Source organism: uncultured Paracoccus sp. (assembly GCF_947487305.1).
GTDB lineage: Bacteria > Pseudomonadota > Alphaproteobacteria > Rhodobacterales > Rhodobacteraceae > Paracoccus.
The window spans coordinates 44,517-66,888 of record NZ_CANKWH010000016.1; the positions used below are offsets into that span (position 1 = coordinate 44,517).

The window sequence follows — 22,372 nt, forward strand, 5'->3', positions numbered from 1 at the left end:
GGCGGAATGTCCAGAACTTGCGCCACCTGAGCGCGCCGCAGACCCGCTAATAGCCCTGGATGATGTAGTCGCCATTGCGGTCGAAGCCGCCCGGCAGGTTCAGCCCGCCGCTGCCGTCGAACTGGACATAGCCGCCCTCGTTCGCCAGCCAGACCATCGCCGCGATGGCCAGCGCCGCCAGCAGCACCGCGATTGCGATCTTCCACGCCGAATAGGGCCGTTCGCCCTGCACCCGGCCCGACTGGCCGTTGACGATGAAGCGATAGCTTTTGCCGTTGTATTTATAGGCGGCGGTCCAGACCGGCAGCAGGATGTGCTTGAAGGTCTCGCCGGAGAAATCGGTGCGGATCTGTTCCACCCGTTGCTCGTCCCCGCCGATGTCGCGGCGGGCATCCATCATGATGACCCCGGCCATTTCCTGCCGGGCGATGCCATGCCCCTCGGACAGCGGGATGGTGTAACGCTCGGCCTCGAAACCGGCGAGGTATTCGGGCCGGTAATCAACCAGATGCGACAGGTCCCAGGGTGTCAGCCCGTCGGTGAAGCGGCGCGGCAGCGACGAGGAGGCCAGCACCAAGACGTCGTTGAAATCCCGCGCCACCTGTCCCGCACTGCGGCGCCAGCGAATGCGGCGCACCTGCTGGGCGACCCGCTGGCTGCGGCCATTCACCTGCTGAGTGACATAGACCGTCTCGTAATAGTAATCGCCGCGCTGACCGGAATAGTCGGACCGGGTACGGGCGTCGAATGTCCAGAAGGGCGAATAGACCCCGGTCATCTTCCGCCCGCGCCGGGCATAGGCCAGAAGGCCCGAGGGCGCGAACCACAGCCGGCCCATCCAGTCCTCCATCGCCGCCCGCGCCTTGCCCTCGTCGAGGACAAAGGGCAGCACGCCCTGCGGCTTCAACTGCCGGGTGACGCCGGTATCGGTGACGACAGGCGTCGCGCAGAAGGGGCATTCGGTGGCGTGACTGTCGGCATCGACCTCGATCTTGGCACCGCAGTTCGGGCAGGAGAGGGTGCGCACCTCCTCGACGAATTCGCTGCCCTGGTCCAGCCGCAAGCCCTTGTCGAGCGGGATCTCGACCAGCCCCGGTGACTTGTGCTGCGCATCCCATTGCAGCGCCCGACCGGTCGAGGGATCGCGCAGGATCGCCGCCTCGCCATCTGCCCCGCCCTGCTTTTGCCGGGCCGGGGCGCGGGACTGGCCCTGACCGATGCGCTGCGTGTGGCCGCAATAGTCGCAGACCAGCACCTCCTGCCCGGGCTGGAAGCGCAGGCTGGCCCCGCAATTCTCGCAGGGATAGCGGTATTCGGACTGCGGCGTCGGCATCTACGCCTGCGGTGGTGCGGGCGGCGTGGGCAGGGGCGGCGGCATGTTGGTGAACAGCTGCGCCAGTTCCGTCACCTCGTCGGCGGATTTCCAGCCGTCCTGACCGGGGGTCCAGACCAGCGTCTCGCGGGTGAATGTGCCCTCGGCGGCCAGCCGGCCCAGATGGCCGCGGCCATAGGGGCCCTGTGCCGCGCCGTCGACGGCGATATGCCAGACGGTTTCAGATTGTTTCGGCATCGGTGGCGGTGTCGCCGCACCGGCCTGCGCCGGACGGGCGCCCCATGGCCCCATCGCCATCCCGCCCATCGCCATGCCCATGCCGGCGCCAAGCCCCGCGCCCAGACCCGCACCCGCGCCGCCCGGATTGGTGCTGGCGTTCAGCATCGCCTCGCCGGTCGCATATTGGTTGAAGCGGTCCAGATCGCCGATGATTCCCATGCTGGTGCGCTTGTCCAGCATCTTCTCGACCTCATCCGGCAGGCTGATGTTCTCGATGTAGAATTCCGGGATGGTCAGCCCGTAGGCTGCGACGGTGGGCGCGATGGCCTTGGCGACCATCTTGCCCAGCTGTTCGGTATTCGCCGCCATGTCGAGCACCGGAATCCCCGAACCGGCGATCATGCGCGAGAATTCCTGCACGATGATATTGCGCAGTTGAAAGCTGATCTCGTCCTTGGTGAATTCGCCATCGGTGCCGACGATCTCGGCCATGAACTTGGCCGGATCGGTGACGCGCATGGAATAGGTGCCGAAGGCGCGCAGCCGCACCGGGCCGAATTCCGGGTCGCGGGCGATGATCGGGTTCTTCGTCCCCCATTTCAGATCGTTGAACCGCGTCGTGTTGACGAAATAGATCTCGGACTTGAACGGGCTTTTGAAGCCGTGATCCCAATGCTGCAGCTTGGTCAGGATCGGCAGGTTGTTGGTTTCCAGCAGATACAGCCCCGGCCCGAAGACATCGGCCAATTGCCCCTCGTGGATGAAGACGGCGGCCTGCCCCTCGCGCACGGTCAGCTTGGCGCCGTACTTGATCTCGTGGCCGTAACGCTCGAACCGCCAGACCATGGTGTCGCGGGTGTCATCGGTCCATTCGATGACATCGATGAACTCGCCAGAGAGGAAATCGAGAATGCCCATGGGATGCTCCGTCGGGAAAGGGGTTGCGATCAGCCGTCCAGCAACTCGGCAGCGATCTGCTGCACGATCGGGGCGGCTTCGGCCTGCGACATGCCGGGGCGCAGGCGGCGGTCATAGAGGATGCGCAGCAAAAGCTCGTCATGCAGCGTCAACAGCGCGAATTCCTCGTCATCGTTGAAGATTGAGGGGCGGGATTCGGGGCTGTCATTCGCCAGACCCATGCCCTGCGCCAGTTCCTCGTGGATGCAGGAGCTGCGCAGGCGCGGCGGCAGTTCGGCCCGGATCAGCGCCACGGCATTCACATAGGTCGAGCCGGCACCGCGCGAATAGGCGAAGACGGTGCAGAAATTGCCCCGGTCCAGATCGCGCAGCGCCGCCACATCGGTATTGGGGATGCCGGGCAGCAGGCGTTCCAGCCTCGGGCCCATCTCGCGGCGCTCATCCTCGTTCAGGATCATCACGGCGAAATTGCCGCCCTCGCTGACCAGCCCGACCTCGTGGCCGGTGACACGGGCGAGGCGCGAGGCAAAGGCGGCGATCTCGCCCCGGTCGCGGCGCTGGGTGGCGATGTCGCTGGACGGCCCCCATTCGATCTGCATCCGCACCGGGTCCTGCCAGCGGCGCAGCGGCGCGGTGTGGTGATCGGCGACGAGGCGCTGGCCGTCGCGGCCATATTCATCACGCAGGGCGACCTGCAGGAAATCGCGGGCGAGACCCTCGGCGGTGAACGGCACATCCTCAGGCACGCGTTCGGTCCGCAGCTTGCCGCGCGCGATCAGCGCGGCTTCGCTGCTGGCCAGATAACTGCGGATATTGCCGACCGGGGCGCTGTCTTCAGAACGTGCGGCGGCGTTGGTGGCGCGGGCGCGTTCGGCCCGCGCCTCGCGGATCTCGGCCTGGCGCAGCGAGGCCAGTTCCTCGGGCGTCGGTCCTTCGGGTTCCGGCTCGGGCTCGACCACGGGCGGCGGGGCGGGGGGCGGCGCGCTGGTGCAGGCGGTCAGGGCCAGCAATGCAGCCAGAAGCGGGGCGGCGGGAACGCGGGGACGAAAACTCAGGGACAGGCCAGCCGCCATCGGATCACCTCGGGGACGTGACGCGGGCGGACTGGCCGCCGGCGGCGGAGGAGACCGGACGGGCGCGGGCCGAGGCCAGCGCGTCGCGCAGATCGCCCTCCATCTGGCGCAGTTCTTCTTCGGCGGCGGCGCGGCGGGCCTTGCCCTCGTCGGCGATGCGCAAGCTGTCCTCGATCGTGGCGATCAGATGGGCATTGGCGGTGCGGACGGATTCGATGTCGAAGACGCCGCGCTCCATCTCGGTGCGGATGGCGCTGTTGGCCTGACGCAGGTTCTCGGCATTGCGGGTCAGAAGCTCGTTGGTCAGGTCGGTGGCGGCCTTCACAGCACCGGCGGCCTGCGCGCTGCGCTGAATGGTCACGGCCTGCGCCAGCTGGGTTTCCCACAGCGGCACGGTGTTCACCAGCGTCGAATTGATCTTTGTCACCAGCGACTTGTCGTTTTCCTGCACCAGCCGGATCGAGGGCAGCGACTGCATTGTCACCTGCCGGGTCAGCTTCAGGTCATGGGTGCGGCGTTCCAGATCGTCGCGCAGCGCCCGAAGGTCGCGCAACTCCTGCGCCTCCATCACCTGATCGGCGCCGCCGGCGGCCTGCAATTCGGCATCCTTGGCGGGAATGGTCTCGTGGTCCAGTTCGCGCAGCTTCTCCTCGCCTGCCGCGATATAGAGCGCCAGCTCGTCATAGAAGGCCAGCGTGCGTTCATAGAGCACATCAAGCGACTTGATATCGACCAGAAGGCGCTGCTCGTGGCTTTCGAGATCGGTGGTGATCTTGTCGATCTGGGTCTGCACCTCTTCGTAATTCGCCACGAAACGGGCAAAGGGCGCGGCGCGACCGGTCAGTTTTTCCCACCAGCTGCGGTTGCGGCGCATGTCAAGCTCGTTGACCGAGAAGCCGCGAATGGTGGTGACGATCTCGCGCAGGCTCTCGCCGGCGGGACCGACATCCTTGTTCTTCACATCGGCCAGCATCTTCTGGCTGATCTCTTGCAAACCGGCCTGCGCGCGGCTGCCGAAATTCACCACCGAGCCGGTATTCTTCAGGTCGATCTCGTCCATCCGCTTGCGGATTTCCTCGGCCACCGGGGCGGGCGCATCGGTCAGCGGCACGATCTCGGGCGCAGGCTCGGGCAGGACCACGGCGGTCAGCTCTTCGATGTCCTTCGCCGCGGCCTCGGCGCGCGTCTTGCTGTCAGTGCTCATGGGCCGGTCCTTTGTCTGCGTCGGCTGTTGCGGGGCAGCATAGGCTGAAATCCCGGCGGTTCAACCGGCAGGCCGGGCCGAAAGTTCCTGTCGCGACAAAAGGAAACGGGGGCCCGAAGGCCCCCGCATCGTCACAGACCTGAGGGTTCAGGCTGCCTTCTTCTGCTGGCCGAAGCGGCCGTAGAAGCTTTCGCCCTTGGCGGCCATGTCGCGCAGCAGGGTGGGCGTCTTGAAGCGTTCGCCATGGGCGGCGGTCAGACGGTCGCAGATCTCGACCGCGCGGGTTGCACCCAGCATGTCGAGCCAGCTGAACGGGCCGCCCGACCAGGGGGCAAAGCCCCAGCCGAGGATGGCGCCGACATCGCCTTCGCGGATGTCTTCCAGCACGCCCTCTTCCAGCGCCCGCACGGCTTCCAGCGACTGCGCGAACATCAGGCGATGCTGCACGTCGGTCAGTTCCGGCTGCTCGTCCGAGACCGGCCATTCACTGGCGAGGCCCGCCCAGAAGTCGCCGCGCTTGCCCTTCTCGTCATAGTCATAGAAGCCCGAGTTCGACTTGCGACCCAGACGGCCCTGATCGTAGAGCTTGAACAGCACCTCATCGACCGCGCCATCGGGATAGGCATCGCCCATCGCCGCACGGGTCGCCTTGGCGATCTTCACGCCCAGATCGATCGAGGTCTCGTCGACCAGCTGCAGCGGACCCAGCGGCATCCCCATCAGCTTGGCGGCATTCTCGATCAGGGTCGGGCTGACGCCCTCGCCGACCATGCGGATGCCCTCGTTGATATAGGGGATGATGCAGCGGTTGGCGTAGAAGAAGCGGGCGTCGTTGACGACGATCGGGGTCTTCTTGATCTGGCGGACGAAATCCAGCGCCTTGGCGACGGCAACGGGGCCAGTTTGCTTGCCCTTGATGATCTCGACCAGCAGCATCTTGTCGACCGGCGAGAAGAAGTGGATGCCGATGAACTGATCCGGACGGCTGCTGGCCTTGGCCAGCTCGCTGATCGGCAGGGTCGAAGTGTTGGTGGCGAAGATCGCGTCGGCGGGGATCACCGCCTCGGTCTTCTTCGTCACCTCGGCCTTGACGGCCACATCCTCGAACACGGCTTCGACGATCAGGTCGCAGCCCTCGAGCGCGGCATAATCGGTGGTCGCGGTGATGCGGGCCAGAACTTCGGCCTTCTTCTCCTCGGTCGATTTCTTGCGGCTGATCGCCTTGTCCAGCAGACCTTCCGAATAGGCCTTGCCCTTGTCGGCCGACTCCTGCTTGGCGTCGATCAGCACGACCTGGATGCCGGCCATGGCCGAGACATAGGCAATGCCCGCGCCCATCATGCCGGCACCAAGGATGCCGACCTTTTTCACCGACTGGTCCGGCGCCTCGGGACGGTTCGCGCCCTTCTCCAGCGCTTCCTTGTTGATGAAGAGGCTGCGGATCATCGCGGTCGACGAGGGGTTCATCAGGACATTGGTGAACCAGCGCGCCTCGATTTTCAGCGCCTGGTCGAAGGGCACCATCGCGCCTTCATAGACCGCCGACAACAGCGCCTTGGCCGCCGGATAAACGCCCATGGTCTTGCCATGCACCATCGCGCTGGCGCCGACGAAGGTCGGGAAGCCCGGCGCGCTGTAGGGGTCGCCGCCCGGCATCTTGTAGCCCTTGGCATCCCAAGGCTTGACGATATCGGCATCGGTCGCCTTCAGCACCCAGTCGCGTGCAGCGGCGACCGGATCATCGACCACCTCGTCGATCAGCCCGGCGGCCTTGGCCTTGACCGGGTCCGACAGCTTGCCTTCCAGCAGGAAGGGGGCCGCCGCCATCGCGCCCAGTTTGCGCGACAGGCGGGTGGTGCCGCCGGCGCCGGGGAAGATGCCGACGAGGATCTCGGGCAGGCCGATCTTGGCCTTGGGGTTGTTGGCCGCGAAGATGCGATGGGTCGAGAGCGGCAGCTCCAGCCCGATCCCCAGCGCGGTGCCGGGCAGGGCGCTCGCAATCGGCTTGCCGCCCTTCAGGGTCTTGGCATCCATGCCGGCGCGCTCGATCTTGCGCAGCAGGTGGTGCAGGGTCATCACGCCGTCGAACACGCCCTGTGCGCCGCCGTTCTGCTTCATCCCGGCGATGACGTTCAGGTCCATGCCGCCGGCAAAGTCCTTCTTGCCCGAGGTGATGACGATGCCCTTCACGGCCGCATCGGCCAGCGCGTCATCGATGAGGCCGTTCAGCGTGGCCGCGCCATCGAGGCTCAGCACGTTCATCGACTTGTTGGGAACGTCCCAGGTGATCAGGGCGACGCCGTCGGCGTCCTTGGTCATGGTGAAATCGGTCATGTCGGAAACCTCCCCTTACACGCGTTCGATGATGGTGGCCGCGCCCATGCCGGACGCAATGCAGAGCGTGGCGAGGCCGACGTTCTTGTCCTGACGCTCCAGCTCATCCAGCAGCGTGCCGATGATGATGGCGCCGGTCGCCCCCAGCGGGTGGCCCATGGCGATCGAGCCGCCATTGACATTCACCAGTGCCGGATCGACCTGGAAGGCCTGCATGAAGCGCAGGACGACCGAGGCGAAGGCCTCGTTCACTTCGAACAGGTCGATGTCCTTGATCGACATGCCGCTGTCACGCAGGATCTTTTCCGTCACAGGCACCGGGCCGGTCAGCATGATCGTGGGATCGGTGCCGATCTTGGCGGTGGCGCGGATGCGGGCGCGGGGCTTGAGCCCATAGGCCTTGCCGAACTCCTCGTTGCCGATCAGCACGGCGCCGGCGCCATCGACGATGCCCGAGCTGTTGCCGGCATGGTGGATGTGGTTGATCCGGTCGAGATGCGGGTATTTCAGCATCGCCACCTTGTCGAAACCGGGCATCACCTCGCCCATGTCCTTGAAGCTGGCCTTCAGCTTGCCCAGGTCCTCGACCGTGGTGCCGGGTCGCATGTATTCGTCGCGGTCCAGAATGGTCAGGCCGTTCTGGTCCAGAACCGGCACGATCGAACGGGCGAAGCGGTTGTCGGCCCAGGCCTCAGCGGCGCGGCGCTGCGATTCAACCGCCAGCGCGTCGGCATCTTCGCGGGTGAAACCGTATTCGGTGGCGATGATGTCGGCGCTGATGCCCTGCGGCACGAAATAGGTGCCAAAGGTCAGCGTCGGGTCAACGGCAATGGCGGCGCCGTCGCTGCCCATCGGCACGCGGCTCATCATTTCCACGCCGCCCGCGATATAGGCCTGACCGGCCCCGCCCTTGACCTGGTTGGCGGCAAGGTTCACCGCCTCCATGCCGGAGGCGCAGAAGCGGTTGATCGCGAGACCCGGGATCGATTCATCGAGGTTCGAGGTCAGCACGGCCGAGCGGGCAAGGCACGCACCCTGTTCCTTGACCTGGGTGACATTGCCCCAGATCACGTCCTCGACCGCGTGACCTTCCAGGTTGTTGCGGTCCTTGACGGCATTCAGGAGGCGGGCGGACAGCGCCAGCGAGGTGACTTCGTGCAGGCTGCCATCGGCGCGGCCCTTGCCGCGCGGGGTGCGGACGGCGTCATAGATAAAGGCTTCGGTCATTGGTCCTCCTTTAGGCCCGGTCGGAGGGATTGCCGGGCATCAGATCATAAGGGTGTTTCCAGCCGGGCAGGGCGGCAATCGCGTCGAGCCAGCGGTTGATATGGGGCCAGTCGGCGCGGTCGAAACCGAAAGGCTCGGGGTAATAGAGATAGCCGCAGCAGGCGAAGTCGGCGATGCTGGGATCAGCGCCCGCAATCCAGGTGCTGCGCGACAGCTGGTCGTTCAGGATCTTGTAGGTGCTTTTCAGCCGGCCCTGCTGGAACGCGATGACCTCGGCCGGGCGCTTGTCCTCGGGCAGGAAATTCATCAGGAAGCGGGTCGAACCCGCCACGCCCGACAGCTTGTGATTGTCGAACATCAGCCAGCGCAGGGTCTCGTTGCGGTCGGTGCCAAGGAATTTTCCGGTCTTCTCGGCGATGTGCAACTGGATCACCGCCGACTGGGTCAGGGTCAGATCCCGCTCGCGGAAGACCGGCACCTCGCCCATCTCGTTGAGGGCGCGAAATTCCGGGCTGCGGGATTCGCCGCCGAAGAAATCGACATAGACCGGCTGCCAGTCGTAACCGGCAAGTTCCATGGTCAGCGCCGCCTTGTAGGCATTGCCGCTTTCGCCAAAGCACCAGAGTTTCGCGGTCATCTGCGGTTCCTCCTGTCGATCGGGGGCCTGCGCGGCCCCCGCACCCCCGCGGGATATTTTCCTGAAGAAGAAAGGCCGGATTAACGCTTCCGCAACCCTTCTTCCCTAGTCTCGGCCTTGCGGTACAGGCTGGGAAGCCGATGACCGCTGAAGGAGAAAGCCCCGGCTTGAATCGGCGGACAGCTGGCCGCGCGCGGGCCGGGGCGGCCCCTTCTTCTTCACTGAAATATCCCCGCCGGAGGCTTGCGGCATCTCCGCCGGGGATGAGGGATCAGAACTGCTCGGCGTCCAGCGCCATCACCGGCTCGGCGCCCGACTGGATGCGCGCCAGATGGGTGGCGGTGATCGGCAGCTGGCGCTTCATGTAATAGCGCCCGGTGGCCAGCTTGGTGTTCAGGAACCCGGCATCGCCTTCGCCGGCGTCCAGCTTGGCCTGCGCCGCAACCGCCATCTGCGCCCACATCAGGCCCATGACGGTCTGCCCGAAGAGATGCATGAAGTCATAGCTGCCCGACAGCGCCGCGTTCGGGTTCTTCATGCCGTTCTGCATGAAGAACATCCCGGCGGTCTGCAGGTCCTTCGAGGCGGCCTTCAGCGGCTCGATGAAGTCGGCGGCCAGCTTCTCGTTGCTGCCATGCTCCTTGCAGAAGCCCTTGACCATCTCGAAGAAGGCCATGACCGGCTTGCCGCCCTCGGCCGCCAGTTTGCGGCCCACCAGGTCCAGCGCCTGCACGCCATTGGCGCCTTCATAGATCATGGTGATCCGGGCATCGCGGACGAACTGGCTCATGCCATGTTCCTCGATATAGCCGTGACCGCCGAAGACCTGCTGAGCCATGACCGCGGTGTCAAAGCCCTTGTCGGTCAGGAAGCCTTTCAGCACCGGGGTCAGCAGCGAGATCATGCCTTCGGCACCGGCATCACCCGAATGGGCGCGGTCGATCATGTGGGCGCCCCAGAAGGTCATCATCCGCGCGCCTTCGAGGAAGCTCTTCTGGTCCATCAGCGAGCGGCGGATATCGGGATGCACGATCAGCGGGTCGGCCGGACCCTTGGGATTGGCGTCACCGGTCACGGCGCGGCCCTGCAGGCGGTCCTTGGCATAGGCGACGGCGTTCTGATAGGCGGGCACCGCCACGGCATAGCCCTGAAGGCCGACGCCGACGCGGGCCTCGTTCATCATGGTGAACATGGCGCGCATGCCCTTGTGCAGGTCGCCCAAGAGCCAGCCCTTGGCCCCGTCATAGTTCATGACGCAGGTCGAGTTGCCGTGGATGCCCATCTTTTCTTCGATATTGCCGACGCTGACCGCGTTGCGCTCGCCAAGCGAACCATCCTCGTTCACCAGGAATTTCGGCACGATGAACAGCGAGATGCCCTTGGTGCTTTCGCCGCCGCCGGGGGCCTTGGCCAGCACCAGGTGGATGACGTTCGAGGACATGTCATGATCGCCGGCCGAGATGAAGATCTTCTGCCCGGTGATCAGGTAGCTGCCATCGGCCTGCGGCTCGGCCTTTGTGCGCAGCATGCCCAGATCGGTGCCCGCATGCGGCTCGGTCAGGTTCATGGTGCCGGTCCATTCGCAGCTGACCATCTTCGGCAGGTAGGTCTGCTTCTGCGCGTCGGTGCCATGGGCATGGATCGCCGAATAGGCGCCATGGGTCAGGCCCTGGTACATGTTGAACGCCATGTTGGCCGAGACGAACAGCTCGCCCGTGGCGACACCCAGCAGGTAGGGCATGCCCTGACCGCCATATTCCGGGTCGCAATCAAGCGCGGTCCAGCCGCCTTCCTTCATCTGCTCGAAGGCTTCCGAAAAGCCCTTTGGCGTGCGGACCACACCGTTTTCCAGAACGCAACCCTGCTGGTCGCCCACCGTGTTCAGCGGCGCCAGCACTTCTTCGGCCAGCTTGCCGGCGGCTTCCAGAATCGCGTCGGTAAAGTCGCGATCCAGCTCGTCATGGCCGGGCAGGCCGGATTGCGACACGTTCAGCACGTCGTGAAGGATGAACTGCATGTCGCGGGTAGGGGCGTTGTAGATGGGCATGGTGTTATCCTGTTGTCTCGTCATCAGCCGTGATGGCGGCAAGGCGCCGTTCGGATTCGATCAATTGGTCTTTCAGTTCCTCGATCGCGCCGCGCAGTTCGGCATATTGCCGTTCCATGTCGGTCAGTCTTTCGCGCGAGGCGGAAATCGTGGCTTCGATCTGCGCCCGGTTATTCGGCCCGGGTTCGTAAAGTTCCAGCAGCTGGCGGATCTGCTCGAGGCTGAAGCCAAAGCGCTTGCCGCGCAGGATCAGCGTCAGGCGGGCGCGGTCGCGCCGGTCATACAGGCGGTGTTGCCCGCGGCGTTCGGGGAAGATCAGCTCTCGCGCCTCGTAGAAGCGCAGGGTGCGCGGCGTCACATCGAACGCGTCGCACATCTGGCGGATCGTCATCAATGAGTCTGGCATGTGTGGCGGCCTTTCGCGGGCTGCGGCTCCTCTGAACCCCGCTATAGACCAAAGTTTACGTTCGCGTAAGCGTAACGCGGCGTCACGACTTTCGGCGATCGAAAGGGCGACGCCGGGGGCCGGCTCAGCCGAGTTTGCTCAGCTCCTGCGCGGATTCGTCGCGGAGCTGCTTGAGGTCGGTGCGCGCCACTTCAAGCTCCCGGATCTGCTCGTTCAGCGCGTCAAGCTGTTCGTCCGCCCGGCGAATCCAGTATTGCAGCTGATCGCGGTTGCCCGCTTGCTCGTACATCAGCAGCCATTGCCGGATTTCCTCGAGCGAGAAGCCAAAGCGCCGCCCGCGCAGGATCAGGGTCATCCGGGCGATTTCCCGGGGCCCGTAAAAGCGGGCGCGGCCAACCTTGTTGGGGCTCAGCAGTTCAATATATTCGTAATAGCGCAGGGTGCGTGGCGTTACTTCAAATCGCGCGCACATTTCCTTGAAACTGACAAGCTGATTGTCTGGCATCCCGGTCCTCCGCACGCTTACATCGCAAGACTAAGTACTTGTCTCTCATATCACAACCACCGCATAGATTGCACAGACTTGTCGATGGTATGAAGGGGCTGCAAGGCGAAAGCCGGTGAATCTGGATGGTAAGGCAATGACGGACGCGACAGACGGCCCGGTGAAAATCGATCGGGCGCAGCAATTCATAACCGCGCTGCCCTATGCAAGGGCGCTCGGGATGCGGATCGACGAGTTGGGCGAGGGAGTGGCGGTGGTCTCGATGCCGTTTGCCGATCACCTTGTGGGTGATCCCCATAGCGGCGTCATTCATGGCGGTGTGGTCTCGGCGCTGATGGATACTTGCTGTGGCGCGGCGGTGCTGAGCCATCCCTCCGTCCGCTCCAGCACGGCGACGCTGGACCTGCGCATCGACTACATGAGAGCGGCGAAACCCGGCCAGCGGCTGAGTGCACGGGCCGAATGCTATCACATCACCCGCTCGGTCGCTTTCGTGCGGGCCGTGACCACCGACGAGGACAGCGAGAACCCGGTGGCCAGCGCCACCGGCGCCTTCACCATCGAGGCGCCGCGCCATGGCTGACCGCAACGAACCCCTGTCGCAGATCAAGAGCCGGCGTGACGCGGCCCTGCAGGCGCTGGTCGCCGGCGTCCCCTTCATCCGCTGGCTGGGCATCCATTTCGACCGCCGCGGCAACGAGCTGACAGCCGTGCTGCCCTTTGACGAGAAGCTGATCGGCAACCCGATGCTGCCGGCGCTGCATGGCGGTGCCACCGCCGCCTTTCTGGAAATCGCCGCCATCATCGAGCTGTCCTGGACGGCCTCCTGGGCCGATGTCGAGGAAGGCCGGCTGATCCCCGATCCGACCGATCCGAGCAGTATGCCACGCCTGCCGAAGACGGTGGACATGACCGTCGACTACCTGCGCTCGGGACTGCCGCGCGATGCCTATGCACGGGCGCGGGTGGTGCGTTCGGGCCGGCGCTATGCCAGCGTGCAGGTCGAGGCCTGGCAGGATGACCGCGCCCGCCCGATCGCGCAGGCCACCGGGCATTTCGTCATGCCGAAGAATGGCTGAGCCCGCCCCGCAAGGGGCGGTGCCGGTCGAAGGGGCACCCCTGACCAATCGCCGGGTGCTGGCCATCGCGCTGCCGATCGTGCTGTCGAATGCGACCGTGCCGCTGCTGGGACTGGTCGATACCGGCGTGGTCGGACAGCTGGGTCAGGCCGCGCCCATCGGGGCGGTGGGCATCGGCGCGGTGGTGCTGACCTCGATCTACTGGGTCTTCGGCTTCCTGCGCATGGGCACCTCGGGGCTGGTGGCGCAAAGTCACGGCGCCGGCGACGGGGCCGAGGTGGGCGCGCATCTGCTGCGCGCGCTGGTCATCGCCGGCGGCGCCGGGCTGGCGATGATCCTGCTGCAATGGCCGCTGTTCTGGGCGGCCTTCCAGCTGGCACCGGCGACGCCCGAGGTCGAGGCGCTGGCCCGCGACTACTTGGCGATTCGCATCTGGGGGGCGCCGGCCAGCATCGGGCTTTACGCCATCACCGGCTGGCTGATCGCCATCGAGCGGACCCGCGCGGTGCTGGCTCTGCAATTGTTGCAGAACGGGCTGAATGTCGGCCTCGACATCTGGTTCGTGCTGGGGCTTGGCCTCGGCGTGCCGGGGGTGGCCTGGGCCACGCTGATCGCCGAATGGGCGGGGCTGGCGCTTGGCCTCTGGTTCGCGCGCCACGCCCTGCGCGCGGCCATCGCTGCGGCGCGCAATGCCGCCACGCTGTTCGCCCGTGACAAGCTGTCGCGCTTTGCCCGGGTGAACGGCGATATCATGATCCGCTCGGTCATCCTGCAGGCCAGCTTCACCACCTTCATGTTCATGGCGGCGGGGCAGGGGGATGTGACGCTGGCGGCCAATCAGGTGCTGCTGCAGTTCCTGTCGATCACCGCCTATGCGCTCGATGGCTTTGCCTTCGCCGCCGAAAGCCTGGTCGGGCAGGCGGTCGGCGCGCGCCAGCCGGCGCGGGTGCGGCGGGCATCGATCCTGACTTCGCAATGGGGTGTCGCGGGGGCGGCGTCGCTAGGCGCGGTGTTCCTGCTGGGCGGGCCGGCGATCATCGATCTGCTGACCACTTCGCCCGAGGTCCGGGCCGAGGCGCGGCATTACCTGCCCTGGCTCGCCATCGCGCCGCTGATCGGCATTGCCAGCTGGATGTTCGACGGCATCTTCATCGGCGCCACCCTGACGCGCGAGATGCGGATCGCGATGCTGCAATCGGTGGCGGTCTATGCCGTGGCGCTGCTGGTGCTCCCGCCGCTTCTCGGAAATCACGGGCTCTGGGCGGCGCTGATGGTCTTGAACATCATGCGGGGGCTCAGCATGGCGCGGCTTTATCCGCGGGCCGAGGCAGCCGCCCAACCTGTCGCTGGCTGACGAATCAGCCTTGCGCAACTCTTTTCGCGATGCGGGGGCAGGGCCCCCGCCGCCATGTCGGGCGCTCAGCGCGCCTCGTCGATGACCTGCTTCTTCGCCTCGATCATCAGCTCGACCATCTTGGTGCGGATGGTCTTCTCGTCGGCTCGGCCTTCCAGGTCGCCGGCGAGCTTGCGATACACATCGTCATCGCCGGGCTCTTCGAAATCCGAGGTGACCACGGTCATGGCATAGGCGCGCACGGCGTCGCCCTCCTTGCCCAGAAGCCCGGCCGCCCATTCGCCCAGAAGCCGGTTGCGCCGGGCCTCGGCCTTGAAGCGCAGTTCCGCATCCAGCGCGAATTTCGTCTCGTAGGAACGTTCGCGGTCGTCAAAGGTGGTCATTCAGGCCTCCAGCAAAAAACGTGAACCTGATATGCCCATTGCCGGGCCTTGCCGCAACCCTTATTGCCCCTGACCCCGTCCATGCCCTATAGCGCAAGCTGAGGGGCGACACCCGAAAGGACAGGTCACGCATGGCACCGCGGCGCAAGAAGATTTACGAAGGCAAGGCCAAGATCCTATACGAAGGCACCGAGCCCGGCACGCTGATCCAGTATTTCAAGGATGATGCGACCGCCTTCAACGCCCAGAAAAAGGCCACGATCGAGGGCAAGGGCGTGCTGAACAACCGCCTTTCGGAATATTTCATGAACGGGCTGACCAATATCGGTGTGCCCAACCATTTCATCCGGCGCATCAATATGCGCGAGCAATTGATCCGCCAGGTCGAGATCATCCCGCTCGAGGTGATCGTGCGCAACTTTGCCGCAGGCTCGCTGTCCAAGCGCCTGGGGCTGGAAGAGGGCACCGCGCTGCCGCGTCCCATCGTCGAATACAGCTTCAAGAATGACGAGCTGGGCGATCCGATGGTCAGCGAGGAATATATCGTCGCCTTTGGCTGGGCCAGCCAGCAGGATCTGGACGATATCGTGTCGCTGGCGCTGCGCGTCAACGACTTCCTCTCGGGCGTGTTCTACGGTGTCGGGATCAAGCTGATCGACTTCAAGATCGAGATCGGCCGCATCTGGGACGGCGATTTCATGCGCCTGATCGTGGCCGACGAGATCAGTCCCGATAGCTGCCGGCTGTGGGACGTGAAGACCGGCCAGAAGCTGGACAAGGATGTGTTCCGCCGCGATCTGGGCAACCTGACCGACGCCTATACCGAAGTGGCCCGCCGCCTTGGCGTTCTGCCCGCCAATACCGCCAATCTGACCAAGCCGACGCTGATCAACTAAAAGGACTGCCGCCGATGAAAGCCCGTGTCACCATCATGCTGAAGGACGGCGTCCTTGATCCCCAGGGCGAGGCGATCCGCCATGCCCTGGCCGGGCTGGGCCACAAGGGGGTCAGCGGCGTGCGTCAGGGCAAGGTGATCGAGCTTGACCTGACGGGTGCCGACAAGGCCGCCGCCGAGGCCGAGGTCGCCCTGATGTGCGAGGGTCTGCTGGCCAATACGGTCATCGAGAAATACAGCGTCGAGATCCTCTGAGACGCCGCACTGGCCGGAACGCCGGGCAGATTGCCCGAATTAACCGACATGGCGAGAGCGATGTGACCGTTGCATTTGGCGAAATAATATCGCCCTATGCCCGAACGATGCAGACAAACGCGCCCCAATCCCCCGCCCCGGTCATCGAGATCCGGAATCTCCACAAGGCCTATGGCTCTCTTGAGGTGCTCAAGGGCGTGTCGCTGACTGCGCCGCGCGGCCATGTGCTCAGCCTGATAGGGTCCTCGGGCTCGGGCAAGTCGACCTTGCTGCGCTGTTGCAACCTTCTGGAAAACAGCCAGCAGGGCCAGATCCTGTTCAATGGCGAAGAGGTTCGCTGGAAGGGCACCGGGCTTCACCGCCACCCGGCAGACCGGGCGCAGGTGACGCGGTTTCGCACCAACCTGTCGATGGTGTTCCAGCAGTTCAATCTGTGGTCGCACATGACCATCCTGCAGAACGTGATGGAGGCGCCGGTGACGGTGCTGGGCGAGAACCCGGCCGAGGTCGAGACCCGCGCCCGCGCGCTGCTGGCCAAGGTCGGCATCGGCGACAAGGCCGACAACTGGCCGGCGCAGTTGTCGGGCGGCCAGCAACAGCGCGCGGCGATTGCGCGGGCGCTTTGCATGCAGCCCACCGCGCTTCTCTTTGACGAGCCGACCAGCGCGCTGGACCCGGAGCTTCAGCAGGAAGTGGTCAAGGTCATCAAGGACCTGGCCGGCGAGCATCGCACCATGATCATCGTCACCCATGACATGCGCCTCGCGGCGGATGTCAGTGACCATGTCGTCTTCCTGCATCAGGGCCTGATCTGCGAGGAAGGCCCACCCGCCGAACTGTTCGGTGCCCCCAAGACCGAACGGTTGCAGCAATTTCTCAGCGCGACCATGGTCGCTTGATAAAGATTCCAACAGGAGAGTAAAAAAACATGAAGAAACTGATGCTTGCCGCCGCCGCTCTGGCCCTGACCGCGGGCATGGGCCTGGCGCAGGACACCATCCGCATGGGTACCGAGGGCGCCTATCCTCCGTACAACTTCATCAATGACCAGACCGGCGAGGTCGACGGATTCGAGCGCGAGCTGGGCGACGAGCTGTGCAAGCGGGCCGAACTGACCTGCACCTGGGTCAAGAATGACTGGGATTCGATCATCCCGAACCTCGTTTCCTCGAACTATGACACGATCATGGCGGGCATGAACATCAACGAGGAGCGCAAGAAGGTCATCCAGTTCACCCAGCCCTACACGCCGGGCCTGCCCTCGGCCTATGCCGCGCTGGCGGCGGATGCCGACATTATGGGCGGCGTGGTTGCCGCGCAGACCAGCACCATCCAGGCCAGCCATGTCGCCGAATCGGGCGCGACGCTGCTGGAATTCGCCACCCCCGACGAGACCGTGGCCGCCGTCCGCAATGGCGAGGCTGACGCCGTCTTTGCCGACAAGGACTATCTGAAGCCGCTGGTCGAGCAGTCGAATGGCGAGCTGGTCTGGGTTGATGGCTATGACACGGTGAAGCTGGGTGAGGGCATCGGCATGGGCCTGCGCCAATCGGATAACGAGCTGAAGGAAAAGTTCGACGCGGCGATCACCGCGATGAAGGAAGACGGCTCGCTGAACGAGATGCTGAAGAAGTGGTTCGGCGAAGACTCGCAGCTGTTCGAATGATCTGACGCCGCCGCCGGACTGACACCGGCGGCGGCAAGCCAGGACTTATCATGTTCGCCCATTGCTCCGATCCGGCCTCGCTTGAAGGCCTGTCCTGGCTGATGTGTTATCTCACATCCAGCACGCATCTGCAGTTCTATGCCAGTTTCGGCACGGTGCTGGCGCTTCTGGCCATAACCGCGCCCATCGCGCTGCTCTTCGGCTTTGGCGGGGCCATGGCCGCGCGCTCGGGCTTCGCGCCGCTCAGGCTTCTCGGCAAGGCCTATACCGCGATGGTCCGCGGCATTCCCGACATCATCTTCTTCCTCTTCGTGCCCATCGCGCTGGACCAGGGTCTGGAATGGATGCGGCACAAGGTGCTGTGCGACAGCGACGCGCCGGTGCGGCAGGGCAATGACTTCATCGTCTGCGCCGCGGCCAAGCTGCCTCTGTCCAACAGTCCCGAATGGGTGCACCAGGCCTATGGCTTCACCACCGCTGTCGTGGCCTTTGCCGTGGTCTTCGGCGCCTTCGCCGCGAACGTCCTTTACGGCGCGATGCAGGCCGTGCCGCGCGCGCAGCTGGAAACCGCCGAGGCCTATGGCATGACGCCCCGCCAGGTGAACCGCCGGGTGCTGATCCCGCAGATGTGGACCTATGCCATTCCCGGCCTGTCGAACCTGTGGATGATCCTGATCAAGGCGACACCGCTTCTGTTCATCCTTGGCATCGAGGATATCGTCTATTGGGCGCGCGAGCTGGGCGGCACCAAGACCAGCGCCTTTGCCTATCCCCATCCCGACTGGCGGCTTTATTACTTCCTTGGTCTCCTGATTTTCTACCTTTTCATGACCTGGATCTCGGAGAGAATTATCCAGCGCCTGACCGGACGACTGTCGCGCGGGCAGGCGACGCTGGCGGGCGAGGCACAGCGCAAGGCAGGTACGACATGAGCTGCGCCCAGACTTTCCACGACTATGCGCTGCGCTCGATCGGCATCGGCGAGCGGCTGCTGCCGCGCTCGGATTTCGACCTCTGCCAGCAGGTCGTACTGATCGGCTCGGGCCTGATCTGGAACCTCTATTTCGGCATCTTCGCGCTGTTTTTCGGGTTCTTCCTCGCCAACGCCCTGGCGGTGGCCAAGGCCAGCGCCAATCCCTGGCTCAGCCGCCCCGCCAATGGCTTCATCTTCCTGTTCCGGGGCAGCCCGCTGTTCATCCAGTTCTTCCTCGCCTATGCGGCACTCGTGATGCTGCCAAAGGGCGGGATCAATTTCCTTGGCGTGACCATCGCCACAGACTGGCTGACCAAAGCCTGGGGCGGCGCGCTGATCGTGCTGATCCTGAACACCGCCGCTTATTCGGCGCAGATCTTCTATGGTGCGCTGCAATCGGTTCCCAAGGGCGATCTCGAGGCCGCCGATGCCTATGGCATGACCGGCTGGAAGCGTTTCCGCCGCATCGTCTGGCCGACCATGATGCGGTTGGCATGGCCTTCCTATACCAACGAGGCGATCTTCCTGTTCCACGCCACCACGCTGGTCTTCTTCTCGGCCTTCCCGGCCTTCCAGCAACGCGGCGACAGCCTCTATTATGCCAGCTACTTCGCCGACAAGACTTTCAACCCCTTCGTGGCCTATCCCATCGTGGCGGGCTATTTCATCCTGCTGACGCTGTCACTGATTGCGCTGTTCGGGGTGATGAACCGGCGGCTGAACCGGCATCTTCCGGGCGCCACCCGGCGCATCAAATACCGACCGCAACTGATCAGGTGAATTCATGGACTGGCTGAGGGAACACCCTGAGGTCAAGACGATCCGCATTGCCGCCGCCGACCTGAACGGTGTCGCGCGCGGCAAGCGCGTGCCCGCCCGCTTTGCCGAGAAGGTGCTGACCGAGGGGACCAAGTTCCCCTATTCGGTGCTCAATCTCGACATCTGGGGCGAGGATATCGAGGACAGCCCGCTGGTCTTCGAATCCGGCGATCCGGATGGCGTGCTGTTGCCGACCGAGCGTGGCTTCCTGCCGATGCCCTGGCTAGATGCACCGACGGCGCTGCTGCCCTTGTGGATGTTCCATCCCGATGGCCAGCCCTATGACGGCGACCCGCGCCAGGCGCTGGCGCAGGTGGTGGCGCGCTATGACGCTGCAGGGCTGGTGCCGGTGGTGGCGACCGAGCTGGAGTTCTACCTGATCGACGATTCCGGCCGCACGCTGCGGGTGCCGCCCAGCCCGCGTTCCGGCAAGCGCCGGACCGGGGGCGAGGTTCTGTCCTTGCGCGCGCTCGACGCCTTCGACCAGTTCTTCACCTCGCTCTACGATGCCTGCGAATCGATGGACATCCTCGCCGATACCGCCATCTCCGAGGCCGGGCCGGGTCAGTTCGAGATCAACCTGATGCATCAGGCCGACCCGCTCAAGGCCGCCGATGACACATGGCTCTTCAAGATGCTGGTCAAGGGCGTCGCCCGGCAATACGGCTTTGCCGCCAGCTTCATGGCCAAACCCTATAACATGTGGCCGGGCAACGGCATGCACATGCATTTCTCGGTGCTGACCAAAGCGGGCAAGAACATCTTCGACGATGGTGGCGATGCCGGCACCGACCAGTTACGCCACGCCGTCGGCGGCTGCCTGCGCGCCATGCCCGGCTCGACCCTGCTTTTTGCCCCGCACGAGAATTCCTATGACCGGCTGGTCCCCAATGCCCACGCGCCGACCGGCATTGGCTGGGCCTACGAGAACCGCACCGCCGCGATCCGAATCCCCTCATCCGGCCCCAAGGCCCGCCGGATCGAGCATCGCGTGGCCGGCGGTGACGTGAACCCCTACCTGACCGTCGCGGCCATCCTCGGCGCGGCGCTGAACGGGATCGAGGAAAAGCTGGAACCGACCCCGGCCTTCCAGGGCAATGCCTATGACCAGAAACTCGCGCAGCTGCCTGGCACCTGGCAGGAGGCGATCGAGGCCTTTGCCAACTGCCCCGACATCAAGAGCATCTTCCCCGCCCATCTCATCGAGAACTACCTGATGACCAAGCGGCAGGAACTGCACTACATGGCCGAACTGTCGGACGAGGAGACGGTGGAGCTGTATCTGGATACGGTGTGATTTTTATTCCGACCAGCATAAAACTGCCTTTTTGGCGGGATTGCTTCCTTTTTGGCAATGATAAAACTGCCATTGGGATAGGCCGTGCCTGTTTTCTGAAATGATTTCAATCCACTGACGGTCTTCTGAAAATGCGCTGCCCACGGGTGGCGCATTTCCTTTGGCCAGATGTCGTCCCATTGACCACATCGGGGTTGCGGTTCATCCCTGCTCCCAACCCGGGTTCCTGAATTCAACCAACCAGCGGCGGCGCCTTTGCTTTGCGATGGACCTCTGTCTCGGTCCTTTGAAGAGGTTCCCCATGCCCCGCATTCCGTTCATCGAAGCCCGGTTCTTTGAGCCGACCGAAAACCGTCATACCCTCGAACAGCGCTTTCGACTGCATCTGCAAAAGCTGCGTGAGGCGAAAGGAGATGAGGCCTATGATCTCTCCGAGATTTTGGGTCCCGAGCCTGAAAGCCTGTGCTCGAGTCCTCTTGTTAGCACAGAGGATGTCAGAAAGATCAGTCGCCGCACCAAGCGATTGCTGGACCGCCGCGATGCATCCTCCGGGCTGGCCCACCTGAAAGCCGAAGACCGGGAGCGATTGCAGGCGCTTCGCAATGGCGTCGAATTGATCCGGATCCCGAACGAGCATCGCGCTGATGAACTGGCGGCGGAGCTTCATGCTGGAATGCCATGGCTGGCCCCTGCGACGGACATCGTCTGGCAGGCAATGCGGCGCTCGGTCCGTGAGGGCTGGACCGGGCTACGGTTACCGCCGCTGCTCCTCGACGGTTCGCCAGGGTTGGGCAAGAGTTTCTGGGCACGGCGCCTTGGCGCATGTCTGTCGGCGCCAACCACCGTCATCGAGGCGACGGGCGAGAATACCAGCTTTTCGGTGGTCGGATCGCAGCGTGGATGGAGCAGCGCCCATCCAGGACGGGTTCTCGAAACGGCTCTCGCATCCCGGATCGGAAACCCGGTCATCGTCGTCGACGAGGTTGAAAAGGCAGGGGACGCGACATCCAGCAAGGGCCAGTCATTCAACCTCGCCGACTCTCTGCTGCCGCTGCTGGAACCCGTCACGGCCCGAAACTGGAGCTGTCCCTACTTCCAGGTCCGGTTTGACATGAGCTGGATCATCTGGGTTCTGACCAGCAATGATTTCCGCAGACTTCCCGCGCCTCTTCTCAGCCGATGCCCCCCGATTGCCCTGCGCGACATTACGGCAGCCGATCTGACCGAGTTTGCCCGACGCGAAGGCGCAAGCCGACATCTTTCTCCGGCTGCGATCGACGCGACCTGCGCGGCGATAGACCGTTTCGGCCATCGCTCGGACCGTCTCAGCCTGCGCAGCGTGACCCGATTGCTGGATCATGCCGTTAAGCTGGCACATCAGCCCCAGTTTCACTGAGCGCCTGGCCGCGAAGGAGGGGGGAATGACCGACGATATCACGCGGAAACGGCTGCAGGCCGAAATCCTGTCCGGAGTTGTCATGTTCAGCGAGGCTGAGGCTTGTGAATGCCTCGGGCTGCCAAGCGCCGATCCTGCTCAAGCGTTGCAGCGGTATGAGGGTAAGCTGCTGGGTTTTCTTATAAACGGCCAATCCCGGTATCCGGCCTTCCAGTTCGATATAGCCAGTCGCCGGATGATCGGCCCCACTCGAGTGGTCCAGTTTGATTGTTAGTGCATGACCGGCGCACGGTCCATCGCGACGATGGTTTCCGGGGCTGGTGGGCGATAGCCCAATGCGCTGTGCGGACGC

At 64.4% G+C, this 22,372-nt stretch carries 23 protein-coding genes; 12 read left to right on the top strand and 11 right to left on the bottom strand.

Annotated elements, in window-relative coordinates; genetic code table 11:
* Positions 1-46: 46 nt before the first annotated feature.
* From Q1A36_RS16785 to Q1A36_RS16830, 10 genes are all read right to left on the bottom strand, one after another.
* On the bottom strand, positions 47-1,333 hold the full coding sequence (locus Q1A36_RS16785) for a zinc ribbon domain-containing protein (protein WP_299846568.1): 1,287 nt from the start codon (positions 1,331-1,333) through the stop codon (positions 47-49).
* Positions 1,334-2,470, bottom strand: a complete 1,137-nt coding sequence (locus Q1A36_RS16790; RefSeq protein ID WP_299846570.1) for an SPFH domain-containing protein — start codon at positions 2,468-2,470, stop codon at positions 1,334-1,336.
* A gap of 29 nt (positions 2,471-2,499) precedes the next feature.
* Positions 2,500-3,543, bottom strand: coding sequence for a DUF2927 domain-containing protein (locus tag Q1A36_RS16795; protein ID WP_299846572.1), 1,044 nt, complete (start codon positions 3,541-3,543; stop codon positions 2,500-2,502).
* Positions 3,544-3,547: 4 nt separating this feature from the next.
* The gene (locus Q1A36_RS16800) at positions 3,548-4,747 is read right to left on the bottom strand and encodes a toxic anion resistance protein (RefSeq protein WP_299846574.1); all 1,200 of its coding nucleotides are present in this window, start codon (positions 4,745-4,747) and stop codon (positions 3,548-3,550) included.
* 147 nt (positions 4,748-4,894) lie between these two features.
* On the bottom strand, positions 4,895-7,081 hold the full coding sequence (locus Q1A36_RS16805) for a 3-hydroxyacyl-CoA dehydrogenase NAD-binding domain-containing protein (RefSeq protein ID WP_299846576.1): 2,187 nt from the start codon (positions 7,079-7,081) through the stop codon (positions 4,895-4,897).
* Between the two features lie 15 nt (positions 7,082-7,096).
* Positions 7,097-8,308 carry an acetyl-CoA C-acetyltransferase gene (locus Q1A36_RS16810; RefSeq protein ID WP_299846578.1) on the bottom strand — a complete coding sequence of 404 codons (1,212 nt, stop codon included), beginning with the start codon at positions 8,306-8,308 and terminating at the stop codon, positions 7,097-7,099.
* Between the two features lie 10 nt (positions 8,309-8,318).
* Complete coding sequence (locus Q1A36_RS16815) at positions 8,319-8,945, bottom strand: glutathione S-transferase family protein (protein ID WP_299846580.1); 627 nt, start codon at positions 8,943-8,945, stop codon at positions 8,319-8,321.
* A gap of 271 nt (positions 8,946-9,216) precedes the next feature.
* Entirely contained in the window at positions 9,217-10,992 is a 1,776-nt protein-coding gene (locus Q1A36_RS16820) for an acyl-CoA dehydrogenase C-terminal domain-containing protein (RefSeq protein ID WP_299846582.1), read from the bottom strand.
* A gap of 4 nt (positions 10,993-10,996) precedes the next feature.
* Positions 10,997-11,398, bottom strand: coding sequence for a MerR family DNA-binding transcriptional regulator (locus Q1A36_RS16825; RefSeq protein WP_101752438.1), 402 nt, complete (start codon positions 11,396-11,398; stop codon positions 10,997-10,999).
* 124 nt (positions 11,399-11,522) lie between these two features.
* Complete coding sequence (locus Q1A36_RS16830) at positions 11,523-11,903, bottom strand: MerR family DNA-binding transcriptional regulator (RefSeq protein WP_299846586.1); 381 nt, start codon at positions 11,901-11,903, stop codon at positions 11,523-11,525.
* Positions 11,904-12,039: 136 nt separating this feature from the next.
* Between Q1A36_RS16830 and Q1A36_RS16835 the strand changes: the two genes are divergently transcribed.
* Genes Q1A36_RS16835 through Q1A36_RS16845 form a run of 3 tightly spaced genes read left to right on the top strand, consistent with a single transcriptional unit; the run spans position 12,040 to position 14,336 of the window.
* On the top strand, positions 12,040-12,486 hold the full coding sequence (locus tag Q1A36_RS16835; protein ID WP_101752436.1) for a PaaI family thioesterase: 447 nt from the start codon (positions 12,040-12,042) through the stop codon (positions 12,484-12,486).
* A complete protein-coding gene (locus tag Q1A36_RS16840; protein ID WP_299846589.1) occupies positions 12,479-12,982 on the top strand; it encodes a PaaI family thioesterase in 504 nt (167 codons plus the stop codon). The genes Q1A36_RS16835 and Q1A36_RS16840 overlap by 8 nt, the downstream gene beginning before the upstream one ends.
* Positions 12,975-14,336 (top strand): MATE family efflux transporter, encoded by a 1,362-nt coding sequence (locus Q1A36_RS16845; RefSeq protein ID WP_299846591.1) that lies wholly within the window; start codon positions 12,975-12,977, stop codon positions 14,334-14,336. Before Q1A36_RS16840 ends, Q1A36_RS16845 begins: the two co-directional genes overlap by 8 nt.
* A gap of 65 nt (positions 14,337-14,401) precedes the next feature.
* On the opposite strand, the gene Q1A36_RS16850 is transcribed toward Q1A36_RS16845, so the two are convergent.
* Positions 14,402-14,719, bottom strand: coding sequence for a DUF1476 domain-containing protein (locus Q1A36_RS16850; RefSeq protein WP_101752433.1), 318 nt, complete (start codon positions 14,717-14,719; stop codon positions 14,402-14,404).
* 131 nt (positions 14,720-14,850) lie between these two features.
* On the opposite strand from Q1A36_RS16850, the gene purC reads away from it, so the two are divergent.
* The 9 genes from purC to Q1A36_RS16895 all read left to right on the top strand — a co-directional run bounded on the left by purC (position 14,851) and on the right by Q1A36_RS16895 (position 22,294).
* On the top strand, positions 14,851-15,615 hold the full coding sequence (gene purC, locus Q1A36_RS16855; RefSeq protein WP_101752432.1) for a phosphoribosylaminoimidazolesuccinocarboxamide synthase: 765 nt from the start codon (positions 14,851-14,853) through the stop codon (positions 15,613-15,615).
* A 14-nt stretch (positions 15,616-15,629) separates the two neighbouring features.
* Positions 15,630-15,869 carry a phosphoribosylformylglycinamidine synthase subunit PurS gene (gene purS, locus Q1A36_RS16860; protein ID WP_299846595.1) on the top strand — a complete coding sequence of 80 codons (240 nt, stop codon included), beginning with the start codon at positions 15,630-15,632 and terminating at the stop codon, positions 15,867-15,869.
* Between the two features lie 107 nt (positions 15,870-15,976).
* Complete coding sequence (locus Q1A36_RS16865) at positions 15,977-16,768, top strand: amino acid ABC transporter ATP-binding protein (RefSeq protein WP_299846597.1); 792 nt, start codon at positions 15,977-15,979, stop codon at positions 16,766-16,768.
* A gap of 29 nt (positions 16,769-16,797) precedes the next feature.
* Positions 16,798-17,535 carry a transporter substrate-binding domain-containing protein gene (locus Q1A36_RS16870; RefSeq protein WP_299846599.1) on the top strand — a complete coding sequence of 246 codons (738 nt, stop codon included), beginning with the start codon at positions 16,798-16,800 and terminating at the stop codon, positions 17,533-17,535.
* Positions 17,536-17,585: 50 nt separating this feature from the next.
* On the top strand, positions 17,586-18,467 hold the full coding sequence (locus Q1A36_RS16875) for an ABC transporter permease subunit (protein ID WP_299846601.1): 882 nt from the start codon (positions 17,586-17,588) through the stop codon (positions 18,465-18,467).
* Positions 18,464-19,288: an ABC transporter permease subunit gene (locus tag Q1A36_RS16880; RefSeq protein ID WP_299846603.1), complete on the top strand. Its 825-nt coding sequence runs from the start codon at positions 18,464-18,466 to the stop codon at positions 19,286-19,288. Before Q1A36_RS16875 ends, Q1A36_RS16880 begins: the two co-directional genes overlap by 4 nt.
* 4 nt (positions 19,289-19,292) lie before the next feature.
* Positions 19,293-20,624 carry a glutamine synthetase family protein gene (locus Q1A36_RS16885; protein ID WP_299846605.1) on the top strand — a complete coding sequence of 444 codons (1,332 nt, stop codon included), beginning with the start codon at positions 19,293-19,295 and terminating at the stop codon, positions 20,622-20,624.
* Positions 20,625-20,925: 301 nt separating this feature from the next.
* The gene (locus Q1A36_RS16890; protein ID WP_299846606.1) at positions 20,926-22,020 is read left to right on the top strand and encodes an AAA family ATPase; all 1,095 of its coding nucleotides are present in this window, start codon (positions 20,926-20,928) and stop codon (positions 22,018-22,020) included.
* Between the two features lie 25 nt (positions 22,021-22,045).
* The gene (locus Q1A36_RS16895) at positions 22,046-22,294 is read left to right on the top strand and encodes a hypothetical protein (RefSeq protein WP_299846608.1); all 249 of its coding nucleotides are present in this window, start codon (positions 22,046-22,048) and stop codon (positions 22,292-22,294) included.
* Positions 22,295-22,372 lie beyond the last annotated feature (78 nt).